This window comes from Nonomuraea roseoviolacea subsp. carminata, from assembly GCF_024172185.1.
Classification (GTDB): Bacteria; Actinomycetota; Actinomycetes; order Streptosporangiales; family Streptosporangiaceae; genus Nonomuraea; species Nonomuraea roseoviolacea.
Window position 1 is genome coordinate 4629448 of the sequence record NZ_JAMZEC010000001.1, and the last position, 14365, is coordinate 4643812.

At 73.9% G+C, this 14365-nt stretch carries 16 protein-coding genes; 9 read left to right on the top strand and 7 right to left on the bottom strand.

Annotation, left to right across the window (positions count from 1 at the left end; all coding sequences use genetic code 11):
• Nucleotides 1-78 precede the first annotated feature (78 nt).
• Nucleotides 79-948 (bottom strand): NAD-dependent epimerase/dehydratase family protein, encoded by an 870-nt coding sequence (locus tag HD595_RS21610; protein ID WP_253771743.1) that lies wholly within the window; start codon nucleotides 946-948, stop codon nucleotides 79-81.
• Nucleotides 949-1072: 124 nt separating this feature from the next.
• On the opposite strand from HD595_RS21610, the gene HD595_RS21615 reads away from it, so the two are divergent.
• Nucleotides 1073-1600 (top strand): MarR family winged helix-turn-helix transcriptional regulator, encoded by a 528-nt coding sequence (locus HD595_RS21615; protein WP_253771745.1) that lies wholly within the window; start codon nucleotides 1073-1075, stop codon nucleotides 1598-1600.
• Nucleotides 1601-1645: 45 nt separating this feature from the next.
• On the opposite strand, the gene HD595_RS21620 is transcribed toward HD595_RS21615, so the two are convergent.
• Nucleotides 1646-1972, bottom strand: coding sequence for an ArsR/SmtB family transcription factor (locus HD595_RS21620; RefSeq protein WP_253771747.1), 327 nt, complete (start codon nucleotides 1970-1972; stop codon nucleotides 1646-1648).
• An 84-nt stretch (nucleotides 1973-2056) separates the two neighbouring features.
• Between HD595_RS21620 and HD595_RS21625 the strand changes: the two genes are divergently transcribed.
• Nucleotides 2057-3517 (top strand): MFS transporter, encoded by a 1461-nt coding sequence (locus tag HD595_RS21625; RefSeq protein ID WP_253771749.1) that lies wholly within the window; start codon nucleotides 2057-2059, stop codon nucleotides 3515-3517.
• Here the strand turns inward: HD595_RS21625 and HD595_RS21630 are convergent.
• Nucleotides 3449-4402, bottom strand: coding sequence for a GlxA family transcriptional regulator (locus tag HD595_RS21630; RefSeq protein ID WP_253771751.1), 954 nt, complete (start codon nucleotides 4400-4402; stop codon nucleotides 3449-3451). The two genes, HD595_RS21625 and HD595_RS21630, sit on opposite strands and share 69 nt — an antisense overlap.
• A 98-nt stretch (nucleotides 4403-4500) precedes the next feature.
• Between HD595_RS21630 and HD595_RS21635 the strand changes: the two genes are divergently transcribed.
• Nucleotides 4501-5445 (top strand): NAD-dependent epimerase/dehydratase family protein, encoded by a 945-nt coding sequence (locus HD595_RS21635; RefSeq protein ID WP_253771753.1) that lies wholly within the window; start codon nucleotides 4501-4503, stop codon nucleotides 5443-5445.
• A 29-nt stretch (nucleotides 5446-5474) separates the two neighbouring features.
• Entirely contained in the window at nucleotides 5475-5960 is a 486-nt protein-coding gene (locus HD595_RS21640; RefSeq protein ID WP_253771755.1) for a hypothetical protein, read from the top strand.
• A gap of 25 nt (nucleotides 5961-5985) precedes the next feature.
• Here the strand turns inward: HD595_RS21640 and HD595_RS21645 are convergent, their stop codons facing one another.
• Entirely contained in the window at nucleotides 5986-7083 is a 1098-nt protein-coding gene (locus HD595_RS21645) for a CU044_5270 family protein (RefSeq protein WP_253771757.1), read from the bottom strand.
• The gene (locus HD595_RS21650; protein ID WP_253771759.1) at nucleotides 7080-7577 is read right to left on the bottom strand and encodes a SigE family RNA polymerase sigma factor; all 498 of its coding nucleotides are present in this window, start codon (nucleotides 7575-7577) and stop codon (nucleotides 7080-7082) included. The genes HD595_RS21645 and HD595_RS21650 overlap by 4 nt, the downstream gene beginning before the upstream one ends.
• A gap of 139 nt (nucleotides 7578-7716) precedes the next feature.
• Here HD595_RS21650 and HD595_RS21655 point away from each other — a divergent pair, with 139 nt between their 5' ends.
• A complete protein-coding gene (locus HD595_RS21655; protein WP_253771761.1) occupies nucleotides 7717-9588 on the top strand; it encodes an alpha/beta fold hydrolase in 1872 nt (623 codons plus the stop codon).
• 24 nt (nucleotides 9589-9612) lie between these two features.
• Here HD595_RS21655 and HD595_RS21660 read toward each other — a convergent pair whose 3' ends face one another.
• Nucleotides 9613-10131 (bottom strand): ArsR/SmtB family transcription factor, encoded by a 519-nt coding sequence (locus tag HD595_RS21660; RefSeq protein WP_253771763.1) that lies wholly within the window; start codon nucleotides 10129-10131, stop codon nucleotides 9613-9615.
• A 127-nt stretch (nucleotides 10132-10258) separates the two neighbouring features.
• Here HD595_RS21660 and HD595_RS21670 point away from each other — a divergent pair, with 127 nt between their 5' ends.
• The 4 genes from HD595_RS21670 (at nucleotide 10259) to HD595_RS21685 (ending at nucleotide 13848) form a co-directional block, all read left to right on the top strand.
• Nucleotides 10259-11206, top strand: coding sequence for a DUF2218 domain-containing protein (locus HD595_RS21670; RefSeq protein WP_308211202.1), 948 nt, complete (start codon nucleotides 10259-10261; stop codon nucleotides 11204-11206).
• A gap of 43 nt (nucleotides 11207-11249) precedes the next feature.
• The gene (locus HD595_RS21675) at nucleotides 11250-11693 is read left to right on the top strand and encodes a GNAT family N-acetyltransferase (protein ID WP_253771765.1); all 444 of its coding nucleotides are present in this window, start codon (nucleotides 11250-11252) and stop codon (nucleotides 11691-11693) included.
• A gap of 110 nt (nucleotides 11694-11803) precedes the next feature.
• Complete coding sequence (locus HD595_RS21680) at nucleotides 11804-12529, top strand: ABC transporter ATP-binding protein (RefSeq protein WP_253771767.1); 726 nt, start codon at nucleotides 11804-11806, stop codon at nucleotides 12527-12529.
• Nucleotides 12526-13848, top strand: coding sequence for an FtsX-like permease family protein (locus tag HD595_RS21685; protein ID WP_253771769.1), 1323 nt, complete (start codon nucleotides 12526-12528; stop codon nucleotides 13846-13848). The genes HD595_RS21680 and HD595_RS21685 overlap by 4 nt, the downstream gene beginning before the upstream one ends.
• Nucleotides 13849-13898: 50 nt before the next feature.
• On the opposite strand, the gene HD595_RS21690 is transcribed toward HD595_RS21685, so the two are convergent.
• Nucleotides 13899-14315, bottom strand: a complete 417-nt coding sequence (locus tag HD595_RS21690) for a hypothetical protein (RefSeq protein ID WP_253771771.1) — start codon at nucleotides 14313-14315, stop codon at nucleotides 13899-13901.
• Between the last annotated feature and the right edge of the window lie 50 nt (nucleotides 14316-14365).

The window sequence follows — 14365 nt, forward strand, 5'->3', positions numbered from 1 at the left end:
GCGGATCCCGTCGGTGAGGCGTCACCAAGATCATGACAGCACGTCGACGGGATCGCGGCGGGATCGGGGTGGTCGGGTTCAGCGGTAGGAGCCCTCGCGGAGGTCCGCGGCGGCCTCCGGGTGGCGCGGCTCCCAGCCCAGCCGGTCGCGTGCCGCCTCGCCGCCGACCGACTGGTCGAGCGCCAGGGCGTCGGCGAACAGCTCGCCGAGCTCCTTGCGCGCCTCCTCCAGCGGCCAGACCTTCGGCTCGCCGGCGACCCCGGCGGCCTGAGCGGCGGCGACGGCCAGCTCTCGTACCGGAACCGCCGGCTCGCTCACGCCGTGCCACAGCGTCCCCGCCGGCGCCTGCTCCACCACCTTGGCGAACAGGTCGGCCAGGTCGTCCACGTGCACCATCGGCCAGCGCACCGCCGGGTCCTCGACGACCGTGGGCGCGGAGTTCCTGCGCGCCAGGCCGACCAGCAGGGCGGGGATGCCGCCGCCGCGGCCGTACACGATGCCCGGACGCAGCACGGTGGCGCGGACGCCGTCCTCGGCGGTGTCGAGCACCTGGCGTTCGATGCCGGGCCGGTAGCCCACGATCGCGATCGGGTCGGTGGGCGTCTCCTCGTCGGCGGTCGCCGATCCGGTGGCGCCCAGCACCCAGACGCCGCTGGTGTAGACGAAGGCGCGCCCGGTGCCGCGCAGCGGAGCGGTCAGCGCCGTCACGGCCGCGGCGTCGGTGTCGGCGTCGCCGGTGGGCGTGGCCAGGTTGATCACGGCGTCGATGTCGGGCGTGACCGCCGCGGTGAGCGAGGCGGGGTCGGTCAGGTCGCCGATCCGCTGCTCGTACCGTCCTTCGGGATCGGCGGAACGAACGAGTGCCACCACCTGGTGTCCCGCGGCCGACAGCCTTTCGGAGACGGCCGAGCCCAGGTAGCCGCGAGCTCCTACGATCAAGATACGCATGTCAACTCTCCCTCAAAAATTTCGATGTCGAAACGTTAGACCGAGATCCGTCTCTGTGTCAAACATTTCGATGTCGAGAGATTAGACTGCGGGGCGAAGCCGCCTCACCAGGAAGGGGCCACGCGTGAGCGACGCGACCCGGCAGGACGGAGTTGATGTGATCATCGAGGAGTGGCGGGCGGTTCGGCCCGACCTCGACAGCTCTCCCATGGCGGTCATCGGGCGCCTCTCCCGGGCGTCGCGGCTGCTGGAGCGCGCGGTCAAGGAGGAGTTCGCCCGGCACGGGCTGGAGTCGTGGGAGTTCGACGTGCTGGCCACGCTGCTGCGCTCCGGGCCGCCGCACGTCCTCAGCGCCGGAGATCTGAGCGCGGCGGCCATGGTGAGTTCGGCGGCGCTCACCAACCGGGTCGACCGGCTGGTGGCCAAGGGGCTGGTCGACCGCGCGGTGGACCCGGACCATCGGCGGCGGGTGCTGATCTCCCTGACCGAGCCGGGGCTGCGCCTCGTCAACGAGGTGGTCGAGCATCACCTCGCGAACGAGAGCCGGCTCCTCGACGACCTGCCCGCCGCCGACCGCGACCAACTGGCTGCGCTGCTGCGCCGGCTGCTCATCTCCCTCGGCGACGACGGCCGGCGACCGGCCGGCGCCTGACCTTCAGCGGGGGGCTCGCAAGCGTCGGGCCGCGCTCAGGCGCGGTCAGACCGGCGCCTGGTCCGTCTCGGCGAGGCGCAGGACCAGGTCGAGCAGGCCGGGAAGGCGGTCGCGCAGGTCGTCGGCGCGGACCCGGATCCGCCGGTGCCGGCCGTCCACGGCCATGCTGACCACTCCGGCCTCGCGCATGATCCGGAAGTGATTGGTCAGCGTCGACATCGGCACGTCCATGCCCTCGGCCAGAACGGCGCAGGTCGAGTCGGGGGTGACCCGGGCCCGCCGCACCAGTTCCAGGCGCACGGGATCGCTGAGCGCGTGCAGCACCGTCGCGAGCGTCAGCGACTCGCGCGCGGGCTCGGGGAGCCATCGCATGCCCCCGACGATATCATTGTTCGACATTTCGGGATAATCGAACTATCGTCGTGCGGCAGCATCCGCCTCAGGAGAGGAACAGCGGTGACCGCACACCGAACGAACCGGGGAATGCTGCTCGCGGTGGCCTGCGTCGGCCAGTTCATGGTGCTGCTCGACAGCACCATCGTCGGCGCGGCGTTGCCCGACATGCAGTGGCGACTGCACACCGAGCTGACCGGTCTGCAATGGATCGTCGACGCCTACGTGCTGCTGGTCGCCATGCTGTTGCTGTCCGGCGGCGTCTTCGCCGACCGGTTCGGCCGCAGGCGGGTGTTCCTGGCGGGCGTCGTGGTGTTCACCGCCGCGTCCGTGCTGTGCGCCGTGGCCCCCTCGCTCGGCTGGCTGATCGCCGGACGCGTGGCGCAGGGCGTCGGGGCCGCGGCGCTGAGCCCCGCCTCGCTGGCCCTGCTCGCCGCCGCGTATCCCGTTCCGCAGGAGCGCGTCAAGGCGATCGGGTTGTGGGCCGGGTTCAGCGGGATCGGGCTGGCCGCCGGGCCGCTGGCCGGCGGCGTGCTGGTGGACGCCTTCGGCTGGCCGGCCATCTTCCTCGTCAACGCGCCCATCGGCGTGGTGCTGCTGCTGGCCGGTCTGCGCCTCCTGGAGGAGTCCCGCAACCCGGGCGCGCCGGCGATCGACGTCCCGGGGACGGTCCTGTCCGTCCTGGGCGTGGGGGCGCTGACGTACGGGCTGATCGAGGGCGGCTCCCGCGGCTGGACCTCGCCCGTGATCGTGGGCGCCTTCGCCGCCGCGGTGGTGATCCTGGCCGTCTTCGTGGTGGTCGAGGGGCGTCGTGCGGCGCCGATGCTGCCGCTGCGGCTGTTCCGGCAGCGGCTGTTCACGGTGTCCAACACGGCGATGGTCGTGGTGGGGTTCGCGCTCATGGGCTCGTCGTTCTTCTTCTCCCAGTTCTTCGTGTACGTCCAGGGCACGTCGATCCTGGTGGCCGGCCTGCGGACCCTGCCCGCCACCCTCGCCATGGTGGTCGTCAGCCCGTTCGCGGGCCGCTTCGCCGCCAGGTACGGCTTCCGGATCGTGGTCACCGCCGGCCTGGCGCTGGCCGGGACGGGGCTGCTGACGCTGGGCTTCACGCACGCCGACACCGGCTACGGGAACGTGTGGTGGCGGCTGGCGGTCGTCGGCATCGGGTTCGCCCTGACCATGTCCCCGCTGACCGGCGCCGCCATCCAGGCGGTCAGTCCGCAGGAGGGCGGCCTGGCCTCGGGCGTCAGCAGCACCACCCGGCAGATCGGCGCGGTGCTCGGCGTGGCGGTGCTCGGGGCCGTCGTCCGCACCCGGGAGGCGGGCGGCGCGTCGTTCGAGAGCGGCCTCGACAGCGCCTTCGTGGTGGCCGGCGTCGTGACCTTGGCGGGCGCCGTGTTCACCGGGCTGTGGCTGGTGCGGTCCAGGCTCGCGGAGGTCTCCGCGCCGCGGACCTCACCCGCCGGCGCGCCGACGGGTGAAGGCCGCCCGGTAGGCGCTGGGGGTGAGACCGGTCCGGCGTGAGACGTGCCGGCGCAGGGAGTCCGTGGTCACCAGCCCGCTGAGGTGCGCCACCTGGTCCATCGGCAGGTCGGTGCTCTCCAGCAGTTCCCGGGCCAGCTCGACCCGCTGGTGGAGCAGCCATTGCAGCGGGCTGAGGCCGGTCTCGGCCAGGAAGCGGCGGGTCAGGGTGCGCACGCTGGTGCGGGCGTGGGCGGCCAGGGCGGCCCGGGTGAGGGGTTCACGCAGTCGTTCCAGCGCCCATGCCCTGGTGCCGGCCAGCGAGGTGCCGGTCTCGGGCGGCAGCGGGGACGCGATGAACTGGGCCTGCCCGCCGGGACGCACCGGCGCGGCCACGACGAGCCGGGCCACGGTGTTGGCCGTGGCGGCGCCGTAGTCGCTGCGTACGAGATGGAGGCACAGGTCGATGCCGGCGGACAGGCCGGCGGAGGTCAGGATGCCGCCGTCCTCGACGTAGAGCACGTCCGGCCGTAGGTCCACCGACGGGAAGCGGCGGCGGAACTCCTCCGACCGGGCCCAGAAGGTGGTGGCGCCGCGGCCGTCCAGCAGCCCCGCCTCGGCGAGGACGAAGGCCCCGGTGCAGATCGAGGCGACGCGCCTGCCCGCGTCCGCGGCCGAGCGCAGGACCTCCAGCACGCGCGGATCGACGTCGTCGCGGGCGCCGGTCCCGGTGACGATGACGGTGTCACTGTCGGCGACGATCTCCAGCCCGTACGGGACCGTGACCTGGAAGCTTCCACTGCTGGCGACGGGGCCGGGCTCGGCCGTGCAGACGCGCACCGCGTAGCCGGCCCGGCCGTCCACGGTCGTCGCGCCGAGGACCAGTTCCGGGATGGACAGGTCGAACGTGGTGACCGGTGGGACGGCGATGACGGCGACCCGGCGCATGGCCCGAACCTCCGGATGTTTGGCATTCGGGCCACTACCGTAGCGATCGGCCTCGGTGGAGGGTGGAGCCGCACCCCCCTCGTACCTCGGAGGTAGGCATGTCCCTGCACGTCATCGTCGGCGCCGGAGCCACCGGATCGGCTGCCGCGCGTCTCCTGGCCGAGTCCGGGGAGCAGGTCCGGCTCGTCACCCGGCGCGGCGGCGGCCCGGTTCATCCGCGGATCGAGCGGGTCCCGGCCGACGCCGGCGACGCCGACCGGCTGGCGGAGCTGGTCGCCGGGGCGGAGGTCCTGTTCAACTGCGCCATGCCGCCCTACGACCGCTGGCCGGCCGAGTGGCCGCCGCTGGCCGCGGCGCTGCTGGCCGCGGCCGAACGCGGCGGCGCGGACTACGTCATGCTCGGCAACACCTACGGCTACGGCCCGGTCGAGGGGCCGGTCACCGACGGGGCGCCCCTGGCGCCGACGAGCCGCAAGGGCGAGGTCAGGGCGCGGATGTGGCTCGACGCCCGGGCCGCCCACGAGGCCGGCCGCGTCCGGGTGACCGAAGTGCGGGCCAGTGATTTCCTCGGGGCGGGGGCGTACTCGCCGTTCACCCTGATGGTGGGGGCCCAGGTGCTGGCCGGCGCGCCGGCCTCGTACCCGGGCGACCTGGACGCGCCCCACAGCTGGACCTACACCGGCGACGCGGCCCGCACGCTCGTCGCCGCCGCCCGCGACGAGCGGTCCTGGGGCCGCGCCTGGCACGTGCCGTCCACCTCGGACCTGCCGGTACGCTCGCTGGCCGCCCGCCTCGCCGCGGCGGCCGGCGTCTCCGAGCCCCGGCTGCGGCACATGCCGGCGCACGAGCTGGAGGAGATCGCGCGCACCGACTCGATCATGGCCGAGTTCCCCGAGATGCTGTACCTGTACGACCGGCCGAACGTCCTCGACGCCTCCTCCACCCGCGAGGCGCTCGGCGTCACCCCCACCCCGATCGGCGACGTCCTGGCGGAGATGGCCGCCGCCGCTCGTCCTATGGAGGAGGCCGGTTCGCGACCTTGAGGTGATCTTGAGGGGTCATCCTCGTTCCCATGATCCGTCCATCGATGGCGGCGTTATGGGTGCTGCTCTCGCTCGCCGGCTGCTCCGGCCGATCCGCCGAGCCGGCGTCGTCGGCGCACGCCGAGCCGACGCCGGCGGCCGCCCCCCAGACGCCGTCCCAGCAGAGCGCCATCCCCGGCGCGCAACAGTTCCATGCCGCCGAGCTGCGGCCCGGCGACTGCATCGAACCCCTGCCCGAGACGTTCGCGGTGACCGTCGTCCCCTGCGACGTGCCGCACTCGGCGGAGTTCGCCACCACGTACATCCTGGCGGAGGGGCCGTGGCCGGGAGCGGACATGAACCGGCTCATGGAGAACGGGTGCCTCCCCAGGATGCGCATCAAGGAGTCGAAACGGGACGTGATCGGTCTGTGGGGACTCGGGCCGGGAGAGCAGGACTGGCCGCGGTACAGGACCGTGTACTGCCTGGCCGCGCCCGTGGACGGCCGGAAGATGACGGGACGGGTGGTCAAATGACCACCCGTCCCGTGGGCTGGTACAGCTAGTCGCGCGGGCGCTCGCCCAGCTTGCCGACCCAGCCCATGGCCTCGTAGGAGGTCCGCAGACTCGGCTCCGGCTCCCCGGGCGCACGGAACTCGTAGGCGAGCAGCTCGGCCGTGCCGTCGTCCACGATCAACCGGAACTCGCCCGCGCTCTCCCCGGTCCCGCCCCTCTTCACCGCCAGGCCGACCCCCGTGCGGCCCAGCGAGTCGGTGACCTTTCCCAGCGACCTGATGTGGGGCTGTTCGGCGAGCAGCCGGTAGAGGGCGGAGCGGGTCCCGGGAGTGATCGGACCGGCCAGCAGGTCCTGCGCCGCGGACCACACGTACTCCCCGAACGCCGGCTTGCCGGGGGACCAGTCGCTCGGGGACTCCGCGTCGTACAGCCGCCGGAAGCGGCTCTCCAACGTGTCCTTCGTGGTCGGCAGCGTCAGCAGCTTCCGGATTGGGAAGCGGTGGTTGCCGATGAGGAAGGACAGGTCCATGTCGTGGTCGTTGACCGACGGCTTCCCCGGGGCCAGGGTGGGGGAGCCGAGCCGCCGCCACTTCGCCTCGTCGTCGGCCGAGGCGAAGGTGACCTTCGGGTCCTGACCGGTCACGGTCCTGGACGGCGCTCCTTCGTCCCTGGCGTCCCAGGTGTCCTGGGTGGTCGTCAAGGTCGCCCGGAACGGCATCTCCCGCATCGGCCTGCCGCGCTTCGGCTGGTAGCGCGCCGGCGCGGAGGTGCGCTCACGGACGTACCAGTAGTGGCCCGACGCGGCCGGCTCGCGGGCGGCGGTCTCGGCCGCGGCCAGCAGGACGGAGCGGGCGTCGAGGGAACGCGAACCGGGACGGTGCGACGCTCCGGAGGACGGCGCGCCGGCGACCGCCGTCGTTCCCGGCGGCGTGCCGGGCGGCGTCGGGCCGATTCCGGCCAGGCCCAGGGCCACCACCAGCGCCGCGGAGACGAGGCCCGTTCCGGCGACGGCGCCCGCGACGGTACGCCTGCGCCTGGCCCGGCGTCCCCGGCGCACCAGCTCCGACACCGGCGCCGGTGAGGCCGGCTCGCGGTGGGCGAGGGTCCGCAGCGCCCGTGCGAGGTGTTCCTGGTCGTCGTTCATCGTGCTGCCTCCTGGTTCTGCCGCAGAGCGGCGCGCAGCCGCGTCATCGCTCTGGAGTGCTGACTCTTGACTGTGCCGACCGAGCAGCCGAGGGCGGCGGCGACCGCCTTCTCCGTCAGGTCCTCGTAGTGCCGGAGCACGACGACGGCGCGCTGCCTGCGCGGCAGGGACATCAGCGCGCGCCGCAGCTCCTCGTCCTGCTCGTACGGCCCGGATCGGGGGTCCGCGTGGTCGGGCGGCTCGGCGGTGGGCAGCTCCCGTTGCCGCCGCCGCCACCAGCTGACGTTCCCGTTGACGAGCATGCGCCGCAGGTAGGCGTGCGGGTCGGTGAGGGCCGCGCGCCGCCAGCGCACGTACAGCCGCACCAGGCAGTCCTGGAGCAGTTCCTCGCCCCGATGGCGGTCGCCGGTGAGCAGGATGGCGACGGCCATGTGCCTGTCCCACGCCGCCTCGACGAAGGCGGCGTACGCGGCGTCTTCCGTTGGATCACTCACATGGCCACAACGCGGAGGCGGTGGGAAAAGGTTGTCAGCAGGACTCGGCGAAGCGCGGGCCCCGGTGGGAGCCTGCTCCCAGGGCGGATTCGTCCGTCCGGGGGAGAGGCCGGCGTATTCCGCGGGTGAGGGTGGAGACATGAGTGCAACCACCTTCGCGGGTGTGGTCGCGAGTCTCGCCCTGTCGGCGACGTTCCTGCCCGCCGCTCCGCCCGCCGAGAGCCCATCCTTGTCCGGGGGCGTCCAGGCCCGGACCTCATGGGCGGAGCCGCACGAGTGCGCCCGCGCCGTGGCCCGGTGCGACGGCACGCTGGCGGTGCCGCTGGACTGGAGCGACCCCTCCTCCGAACGCGTCGAGGTCGCCTTCACCTGGGTGCCGGCCGCCGGACGCGCGACCGGCACGGTCCTCGCCAACCCCGGCGGACCGCTGCCCGCGCTGCCCGACCTGCCGCGCATCCAGCAGGTGCTCGGCCCCGCGCTCGACCACCAGAACCTCCTCGTCGTCGATCCGCGCGGGCTGGGCAAGTCCTCCCCGCTGCTCTGCCCGGGCCTGAAGCTCACCGAGCCGGACACGATCGCGGCCTGCGCGGCCCGCCTCGGCCCACGCGCGCGGTTCTTCACCGCCGACCAGGCCGCGCACGACATGGACGCGGTGCGCAGGGCGCTCGGCGCGGGCCCGGTCACCTTCTACGGCAACTCCTACGGCACCGCCTACGCCCAGGCCTACGCCGCCCGCCACCCGGAGGGGCTGGCCGGGGCGTTCCTGGACAGCACGATGGTCACCTCGGCTGACGGGTACGCGCTGTGGCCGACCCGCTCCCGCCCCGACCTGCTCGGCCTCGTCTGCGACCGGTCGCGGGCGTGCCGCGCGCTGCCGGGCGACGCGCGCCGCACGTACGCGCGGCTGGTGGCGCGGCTGCGCGAGCGTCCCGATCCCGAGGCGCCCCTCGTCGCGCTCAAGGGCGTCGAGTCGGTGAGCGAGCCGGTGTTCGGGCGGGAGGTGAACGCCGCCGCGACGGCGTACCTGGCCGGCGACCCCGCGCCGTTGCGGCGGCTGACCCGCGTCCTGGCGGGCGCTCCGAGGCAGCCGGTCGAGGGCGCGGAGTGGGCCGGGTACCTGGCCTACCGGTGCGGCGACGGCGGCTTCCCCTTCGACCGGGACGCGGGCCCGGCCGAGCGGCTGGACCAGCTCGAACGGTACTTACGGCGCGAGCGGCCGCTGGCCCCGTACACGCCCGCCGACCTGGGGCCGGACATGCGTGCGGGTGTGGAGTTCTGCGTGAACTGGCCGACGCCGCGGCGCAGCCCGGTGCTGCCGCCCGGGACGGACCTGCCGGACGTGCCGGTCATGGTGGTCGGCGGCGACTTCGACACGCACACGCCGGCGGAGGTGGCCGCGGCGATGCGGGTGTTCCCCGGCGCCACGTTCGTACGGGTGCCCTTCGGCGGGCACAGCCTCGCCTGGGGCGCCGGCGAGGCGGGCGCGTGCGTGCGCGCGGCGCTGCGGTCGTTCGTGAGAGACCTCCGGGTGCCGCGGACGCGGTGCACGGCGGAGAACTACCGCGCCGTCGGGGCGTTCCCCCGGTCGCTGGGTGAGGTCGCGCCGGTGCCCGCCACCAAGCGGGATGGCGGGCTCGGCGTCGGGCGGCGGCGCGTGCTCGCGGCCGCCTTCGCCACCGCCGCCGACGCGGTCGCGCGCCGCAATCCCTACACCTTCGTCCATGGCCGGCTGAAGGACCAGCCGGGGCTGCGGGGCGGTCGCGTCGCCTACCAGGACGGGGCGGTCGCGCTGGACGAGGCCGTCTTCGTCCCGGGGGTGGCGGTGACCGGCACGATCACGCTCACGCCGGAGGGCAGGGCCACGGCCTCGCTCGGCGTCCTGGCGCCCGGCGCGCGGGACGGGCGGGCGCACCGGGTGGAGCTGACGTGGGAGGCGTTCACGGCGGACGAGCGCCCCGCGCTGACCGGCGCCTTCGACGGCACGCCGTTCGAGATCCCCGCGCTGCGCTGACCGCGCGCGCGGTCACTCCTGCGGTCACTCCTCGGGGGGCAGGAGGGGGATGTCGGCGCGGTAGAGGCTGAGGAGCAGCCCGTACGCCTCGGTTCCGGGGTTCGCGGCGTCGCGCCGGCCGGGGTCCAGCTTCTCCAGCCGTTCGGCCAGGTCGCGGGCCTCGTCGGCGGTGAGCCACAGGTGGCGCAGCGAGGTGTGGTCGACGGTCCCGGAGTCGGCGGGCAGCATCTCCGCCAGGGCGGCGCCGACCAGGAACTCGGGCCCCATGCCGGCGTCCTCGTCCAGCCGGAATCCTTTGCTGACCAGCTCGAAGCGTTGCTCGGTGCCGCCGCGCACCTGTCGCGTGCCCGCGAGGCGGACGAGCCCCGCCTCGCGCAGGACGCGGACGTGGTAGCCGACCGTTCCCTTGGTCGAACCGAGTGCCGCGGTCAGCTCGCCGAGCGTGGCGGGGCGCTGGCGCAGCAGGTTGACCATGCGGTGGCGCAGCGGGTGCCCGAGCGCCTTGAACTGCGCGGGCGAGCTCAACGTCAGGGGTTCTTCCATGACGTAAGTGTCGAGGAATCTCGACGCTTTTGACAAACCGGAGCGGCCGAGGGCAGACTGCCTGTCGCCACCAAAGCGTCTAGCTTTCTCGACGCTTTAGTGCCTGACGCCTGAGGAAGGACCCCGCATGCCCCTGTCCACCGCCCATGTCGCGACCGATCGCCCGGCGCGCTACGTCAAACAACTGATCTCGCACCTGGGCCACAAGGCCACCGCGGAGGTGACCGGCGCCGGCAGGGGCACCGTCACGTTCCGCGACGGCGCCTGCTCGCTGGTCTCCAGGCGGGGCGAGCTGGTCCTGATCGCCGCCGCCGCGGAGCTCGACGCCCTGGCCGGCGTGCAGGACGTCGTCGCCCGGCACCTGGTGCGCTTCGCCACCGAGGAGGAGCTCCACGTCGAGTGGAGCGCCCCGGCCGGCGGGGACACCCTGGAGATCGTCACCCCGGCCGTCGACGACTACCTGCTCACGCACTGCACCCCGGCCGACCAGGTGCTGACCGAGCTGGCCGTCGCGACGCGGGAGGCGACCGGCCGCTCCGCCGGGATGCAGGTCTCGGCCGACGAGGGCGCCCTGCTGGAGATGCTGGTCCGGCTCGCGGGCGCCCGCCGGGCCATCGAGGTCGGCGTGTTCACCGGCTACTCGGCTCTGTGCATCGCCCGCGCGCTGCCCGCCGACGGCTACCTGCTCGCCTGCGACGTGAGCACCGAGTGGACCGACCTCGCCCGGCCCTTCTGGGAACGCGCGGGCGTCCAGGAGCGCATCGACCTCAGGATCGGCCCGGCCATCGACACGCTGCGGGCGCTGCCCGAGGAGCCGGCCTTCGACTTCGCCTTCGTGGACGCGGACAAGGTCGGCTACCCCGCCTACTACGAGGAGATCGTCCCGCGGCTCGTCCCCGGCGGTCTGCTCGTCCTCGACAACGTGTTCCTCGGCGGCACGGTGCTCGACCCGGCCTTCCAGGAGCAGGACCAGCAGGCGATGCGCCTCGTGAACGACGCCCTCGCCCGTGACGACCGGCTGGACTGCGTGATGCTGCCGGTCCGGGACGGCGTCACGCTGGCCCGCAAGCGCTGAGCGAGGCATGGCTCCGGATGGGCGTGGCGATATCATCGCGATCATGGCGGATTGGGAGCTTCGTCCGGCTTTGGCGTCGGACGTCGAGGCGGTGGCGGAGCTGCGCGCCGTGGTGATGCGGCCGGATCTCGAACGGCTCGGCCGGTACGACGAGCACCGCGTACGGCAGCGGCTGCGGGACGCCTTCGAGCCCGAGCACACGTCGATGATCGAGGTGGACGGCGCGTTCGCCGGCTGCGTGGCGCTGCGGCCGGCTGAGGACGCCTACTGGCTGGAACACTTCTACCTGGACCCGGAGCTGCACGGCAGGGGCATCGGCTCCGCCGTGATGAGCCGGCTGCTGGAGTGGTGCGACCGCGAGAACGCCGTGGTGCGGCTGAACGTGCTCCAGGGCAGCCCGGCCCGCCGCCTGTACGAGCGGCACGGGTTCGCGGTCGAGGCCGAGGACCCGGTGGACGTCTTCATGGTGCGCGGCCCGGCGAACTAGAGCCGGCCCGGCCGTGCCATGTTCCCCGCCGGCCGTCAGGTGCGTCTCAGGGGCCGATCGGGGAGATGCCCGATGGGCGGTGCGGCGGTGGCCCGGCACGCTGGATCATCATGGATGATCATGCGGTGCTCCTTGAGGGAGTGACCAGGACATATGGGCGGGGCGCCACCGAGGTGGCCGCGCTCCGGCAGGTCAGCGTCGGGTTCCGGCGCGGCAGCTTCACCGCCGTGATGGGCCCGTCCGGCTCGGGGAAGAGCACGCTGTTGCAGTGCGCGTCGGGGCTGGACCGGCCGGACGCCGGGGCCGTCCGGGTGGCGGGGCGCGACATCACCCGCTTCGGGGAGAAGGAGCTGGCGACGCTCCGCCGGGACCAGGTCGGCGTCATCTTCCAGGCGTTCAACCTGGTGCCGTCGCTGACCGCCTGGCAGAACGTGATCCTGCCCAGCAGGCTGGCCGGGCGGCGGCCCGACCCGTCCCGGGTGCGGGAGCTGCTGCGCCGGGTCGGTCTGGCCGGGCGGGAGGGGCATCGGCCGGCGCAGTTGTCCGGCGGCCAGCAGCAGCGGGTGGCGATCGCGCGCGCCCTGTTCGGCAGGCCGGAGGTGCTGTTCGCCGACGAGCCGACGGGGGCGCTGGACCGCGGCACCGGACACGAGGTGCTGGCGCTGCTGCGCGAGGCGGTCGACGCGTTCGGCCAGACGGTCGTCATGGTCACGCACGACCCGGAGGCGGCCACAAGGGCGGACCGCGTGCTGTTCCTGACCGACGGGCGGATCGTCGACGTCCTGGAACGGCCCTCGGCCGAGCAGATCGGCATGCGGCTGGGTGGCCGCCGGTGACCCTCGTCCTCGCCTGGAGCAACGTCCGCGCCAACCGGACGAGCCTGGCCGCCACGTTCGTGGCGGTGCTGCTGGCCGTGACGCTGGTGGGCGGGAGCGGTCTGGTGGTCGCCGGGGCCGGCACGCGTGACGAGCTGAACGGCGTCATGGGGTTGCTGGTGCTGTCCGCCGTTGTGTCGGGGTTCGTGTCGGTCTTCGTGGTCGCGGGCATGCTGAGCCTGCACGTGCTGCGGCAGCGCAGGACGTGGGCGCTGCTGCGGTCGGTCGGCATGACGCCGCGCCAGGTGCGGCGGCTCATCACGGCCGAGGCGCTGGTGGTCGGCGTGCTGGCGAGCGCGGCGGGCTGCGCGCTGGCCGTGCCGTACGCCGCTCTCATGTCGGCGCTCATGCGGATGACCGGGCTGGCGCCGGGAGGCATCCCGGTGGGGATCACGGCCGTGCCGTTCGTGCTGGCGTCGGTGGTCGGGGTGGCCGTGACGCTGCCGGCGGCGCGGGTCGCGGCCCGCAAGGCGGTGCGCGTCGGCCCGCTGGAGGTGCTGCGGGAGAGCGCGGCGCAGCGGCGGCTGCTGCCCTGGCCGAGGGCGGTCATCGGGGTGGTGGCGCTGGCCGGGGGCGGGGTGCTGCTGTGGCTCATACCGGGGTTGCAGCCGAAGAACGCGGCGCCCACCGCTCTGGGGGCGACGATGGCGCTCTGCGTGGGCGCGTCCGCGCTGGGCCCCGTCGCGCTGCGGATGCTGGGCCTGCTGCTCGGGGCCGTGGCGGCGCGGCTCGACCCGGGCGCCGGGATGCTGGCCGGGTCGTCGGTGGTGACGCAGCCGCGCCGGGCGATGTCGGCGGCGTCCCCGGTCATGCTGACCGTGGCGCTCGCCTGCACCTTCCTGTTCGCCGTGGCGACCAGCGACGCGGCGGCGGGCGTGACCCGTACCGGGGAGGCGGCGTGGGCGGCGCCGGTGCTGGTCGGGTCCGCGGTGGTCTACACCGTGATCTCGGTGCTCAACGCGACGGCCATGACCATGGACGAACGGGCAGACGAGATCCGGCTGCTGCGGACCGTGGGGATCGGGCCGTCGCAGCTCGTCAGGATGGTGTGCTGGGAGACGCTGATCGTGACGACCGCCGGGACGCTGCTCGGGACGGGCATCGCCGCCGCGTCCCTCACTGCGCTGGGCACGGCGCTGACCGGCGAGCCGTGGTTCGCGTACTCCTTGCCGCAGTACGCCGGGCTGGTGGCGGTCTGCGCCGTGAGCGGCCTGGCGGGAGGGCTCGTCTCCACGCGCGGGGCGCGGCGGGGAGCCCTCCTGGCCGGCTCACCGGGTTAGGGCCTCCTGACCGGCTCACCGGCTCAGGGGCTCCTGGCCGGCTCACCGGGTCAGGGGCGGAGCAGGCGCGCCAGCCGGACCGCCGCCAGCGCGCTCACCCCCAGGTGCGCCGACACCAGCGCGATCTGGTAGAGCCGCTGGCCCGCCGTGAGGTCGGCCGCGTAGCCGCCGTCGTAGAAGCCGGACACGAAGGCCAGCACGCCCGCGACCACCATCAGCGTCGCGGCCGGCACGGCCAGGGCGCGGCGGCGGCCGGTCGCCGCGACGACCAGCACGACCTGCGCGACCATCATGGGGATCGGCGCGGACAGGCGCGCCTGGGGGCCGAGCGCGTCCAGGAAGGTGGCGTTCAGACCGGCCGACGTCGAGATGAACGCGCCGATCAGGTCCATGGTGAGCAGCAGCCCGACCCCGGCGGGCAGCGCGATCCCAAGTGTCCGGCCGGCGTGGTGAGTGGTGGTGGACATCTCTTCTCCTCTCATCGCTTCGGGACGAGGGTGCGTGGGGCGGGCGCCGG